This window comes from Streptomyces sp. SM1, from assembly GCF_002910825.1.
Lineage (GTDB): Bacteria > Actinomycetota > Actinomycetes > Streptomycetales > Streptomycetaceae > Streptomyces > Streptomyces okerensis.
Genome location: NZ_NEUB01001053.1, coordinates 18869 through 22325, shown reverse-complemented (window position 1 = coordinate 22325; position 3457 = coordinate 18869). Strand labels below are relative to the sequence as shown.

Below are 3457 nucleotides of genomic sequence, written 5' to 3'. Positions count from 1 at the left end.
GCTGTCCGCCCCCGCGATCAACCCGATCGTGCTGACGGCGACGGCGGTCGCCTTCCCGGGCAACCCGGAGATGGTCCTCGCCCGGTTCGTCGCGAGCCTGCTGGTGGCGTGTGCGATGGGCTGGCTCTGGCAGCGTCTCGGCCGTACGGACTGGCTGCGCCCGCCCGCTCGTTCGGCGTACGAGGGGCGGAGCCGGGGTGCGGCGTTCTGGGGGTCGGTGCGGCACGACGTGATGCACGCGGGCGGCTACCTGGTGGTCGGCGCGATGGCGGCGGCGACGCTGAAGGCGGTGGTCCCGGCCGAGTGGCTGAGCGCGACGGCCGGCCACCCGGTGCTGTCGGTCCTGGCGCTGGCGGTCCTGGCCGTCCTGCTGTCGATCTGCTCGGAGGCGGACGCGTTCGTGGCGGCGTCACTGACCCAGTTCTCGCTGACGGCGCGGCTCACCTTCCTGGTCGTGGGGCCGATGATCGACCTCAAGCTCTTCGCCATGCAGGTGGGCACCTTCGGCCGCGCCTTCGCCCTGCGCTTCGCCCCCGCGACCTTCGTCCTGGCCGTCCTGGTGTCGGCCCTGACGGGAGCGGTGCTGCTGTGACGGCACGACTGGGCGGCCAGGCACAGGCGGCCCTGCTGTTCCTGCTCGGCGCGACCGTGCTGCACGCCGGCCTGACCGACCTCCACCTGCGCTACGTCAAGGCCGGTCTGCGTCCGCTGCTGCTGCTGTCGGGCGCGGTGCTGATCGCGACGGCGGCGGCGACCGTCCGGTACGAGTGGCGGCGCCCGCCCCACACGGGCGCGTCGCACCGTGAGCCCCGGATCTCCTGGCTGCTGACCCTCCCCCTCCTCGCCCTGATCCTGGTCGCCCCGCCGGCCCTCGGCTCGTACAGCGCCACCCACACGGGTACGGCGCTGCAGAAGCCCCTGGGCTTCCCGGAACTTCCCGCCCGGGGCCCGCTGCGCCTCGGCGTCGCGGAGTACGCGGCCCGCGCGGTCCACGACCGCGGCCGCCACCTCCGCGACCGCCCCATCAGCATCACCGGTTTCGTGGCCACGAACGGCACGAACGGCACGGACGACCCGTACCTGGTCCGCATGGGCCTCAGCTGCTGTGCCGCGGACGCCCTGCCGGTCAAGATCGCCCTGACCGGTGAGGTGCCCCCGGTGCTGCGGCCGGACACCTGGCTGGAGATCACCGGCACCTACACCCCGCGCCGCACGAAGGACCCGGTCAACGACGGCCCGGTCCCGTACCTCGAGGTCACCCGCGCCGTGCCGGTCCCGGCCCCGGCGGACCCGTACGAGGACTGGAGCGGTTAGGTCCGGTGACGGGTCGGTCCGGTGACGGACGGAACGGCTGGGACCGGTACGGCTAGGACCGGTACGGCTGCTGCTGGTGCGGCCGGTCGTGCGGCTGCCCGCCGCCGAGGGCCTGCGCCTGGAGCCGCTCGGCCTGCTCGGCGGTGATCTTGTGCTCGGCGCCGCAGAAGGTGCACTGCGTCGCGTACTTCGTCGAGACCGGGAACAGCGGCACGAAGAACAGGGTGAACTTCGTGACCCGCTTGCGGAGTGTGTGCGCGGCCGGATTCCCGCACTGCGCGCACACCAGCGTCAGTATCGCGAGCTGGTACAGGTACCCCTTGGTACCAAAAATGATCATGTCGTCGATCCTTCCCGGGCCGCGGCCCCCCCGAACCACCACACCAGACGGTGAGGGCAGTCGGCAACGTGACCGCCCGCAACACTGCCGCACCCTGCACAAGCGCGCGCGGCCCGTCCGCTGACAGTCTTCCCGTGTGAGCGACGCCCGGGAAGTGACCTGCCGACCTCGGTGGACCGGCGCCCTGTGGATCCTCGTCGGCCTCGGCGCGGCCGGAACGGCGGCGGCGGTGGCACTCTGGGCGTACACGGGAGTGCACGCCTGGCCGGCCGTGGGCGTGCTGCCCGCCCTGACCGGCCTCGTCGCGCTGTGGAAGTGCACCGCGCGGCTCCGGGCCGACGCCCGCGGTCTGCACTCCCGCACGCTGCTGCGCCGCCGCAGCGTGCCCTGGAGCGAGGTCGCCGATCTGCGGCTGCGCCTGATGTACGCGCAGCTGCACCGGTCCGAGGAGAGCCGCCGCGTCAGCGTGCTGCTCCGCGACGGACGCACCTGGGTCCTGCCCCTGCCGCGGTCCTGGACCTCCGACGCCCAGGAGTTCGACGAGACGCTGGAAGCGCTGCGCGCGCCGCACCGCCGCCACGGTCCCCCGGAGGCGACGGGGGAGCCGGCGCACCGGACCGTCATCTCGGCCGCCTCCTGGGACACCGCCAGCCGCCCGCCCCCTCGAGCGGCTGGCGGTGTCCCAGGAGGCGGCCGACGCCTTCCGCCCCGGCGACCGGGTCCGGCTGACCTGGTGGCGCGGTGAGGTGAAAGCGGTTGCGGGAGACCGTCACACGTGGCGCGATCACACCGCGGGCGTCGGGGACCTCGCGATGGTCGCGGCCGGCCTGACCCTCGTCGCGGGGTACCCGGCCGCCCGGATGCTGCTCCGGGTACGCAGCCGGCGCCGTCCCGACGGAGAGGTCCTGCCGTCGGCCCTGCCCTTCGCGGCGGCACTCGCCGTCACGGCACTGTGGCTGCTGCCCCTGTGCTACCTGCACCCCACGGCACCGTTCGCCTCGCCCACGACGACGACCTGGACGGCGCTGGGCACCGTGACCACGCTCACCCTGGTGGTCCGGGCATGGCGGACCACCCGTATCCGCCCGCCGGGGCCGCTCGGGCCGCCGGGGGAGACGGGGGAGCCCCTGGCGCGCCCCGGGGAGCCGGCGGAGGGCGAGGTCTTCCTGCCGGCCCGTTTCCTGGAGGCCACCGCTTACAACCCGCACCACTTCGGTACCCACGTCGTCGTGGGGGGGGTGCCTCTATGTCTTTCGTCAAGGCGCCTGGGTTCGGTTTGGGGTGGTTTGCCTGCTGGGGTCATGCGGCGAGTTCGACGTCCTTGGGGACGCGGGGGTCGTAGAAGGTGCCGTCGCGGAGCATGGCGAACAGGACACTGATGCGTTGACGGGCCAGGCGGAGGAGGGCTTGGGTGTGGGTCTTTCCGCGGGCTCGCTGGCGGTCGTAGTAGGTGCGGGAGGCGGGGTCGGCGTTCATGCAGGCGAAGGCGGAGAGGAACATGGCCCGTTTGAGCTGCCGGTTTCCGCCCCGTGGGGCGTGTTCGCCGTGGATCGAGGTGCCCGACGACTTCGTGGCCGGGGCCAGGCCGGCGTAGGAGGCGAGGTGGGCGGCGGTGGGGAAGCTGGTGCCGTCGCCGACGGTGACCAGCAGGACGGCGGCGGTCCTGACGCCGACGCCGGGCATCGACGTCAGGACCGGGGAAAGAGGGTGGGCCTCCAGCAGGGTGTTGATCTGGGCTTCCAGAGCTCGGCGTTGGGTGTGGACGGCGGCGAGCGAGGCTGCCAGGGAGGGGATGACGATGTC

5 protein-coding genes are annotated in these 3457 nt (G+C 73.2%); 3 read left to right on the top strand and 2 right to left on the bottom strand.

Going from position 1 to position 3457, the window contains the following annotated elements:
* The coding region (locus B9S61_RS39705) for a permease (RefSeq protein WP_181007752.1) at positions 1–592 on the top strand (592 nt) is incomplete at its 5' end.
* Positions 589–1314: a TIGR03943 family protein gene (locus B9S61_RS39700; RefSeq protein ID WP_374936281.1), complete on the top strand. Its 726-nt coding sequence runs from the start codon at positions 589–591 to the stop codon at positions 1312–1314. The genes B9S61_RS39705 and B9S61_RS39700, both read left to right, overlap by 4 nt.
* Positions 1315–1366: 52 nt before the next feature.
* Here B9S61_RS39700 and B9S61_RS39695 read toward each other — a convergent pair whose 3' ends face one another.
* On the bottom strand, positions 1367–1654 hold the full coding sequence (locus tag B9S61_RS39695; RefSeq protein WP_103546574.1) for a zinc-ribbon domain-containing protein: 288 nt from the start codon (positions 1652–1654) through the stop codon (positions 1367–1369).
* Positions 1655–1790: 136 nt separating this feature from the next.
* Here B9S61_RS39695 and B9S61_RS39690 point away from each other — a divergent pair, with 136 nt between their 5' ends.
* Entirely contained in the window at positions 1791–2399 is a 609-nt protein-coding gene (locus tag B9S61_RS39690; protein WP_103546573.1) for a PH domain-containing protein, read from the top strand.
* A 554-nt stretch (positions 2400–2953) separates the two neighbouring features.
* On the opposite strand, the gene B9S61_RS39685 is transcribed toward B9S61_RS39690, so the two are convergent.
* The coding region (locus B9S61_RS39685) for a transposase (RefSeq protein WP_146065057.1) at positions 2954–3457 on the bottom strand (504 nt) is incomplete at its 5' end.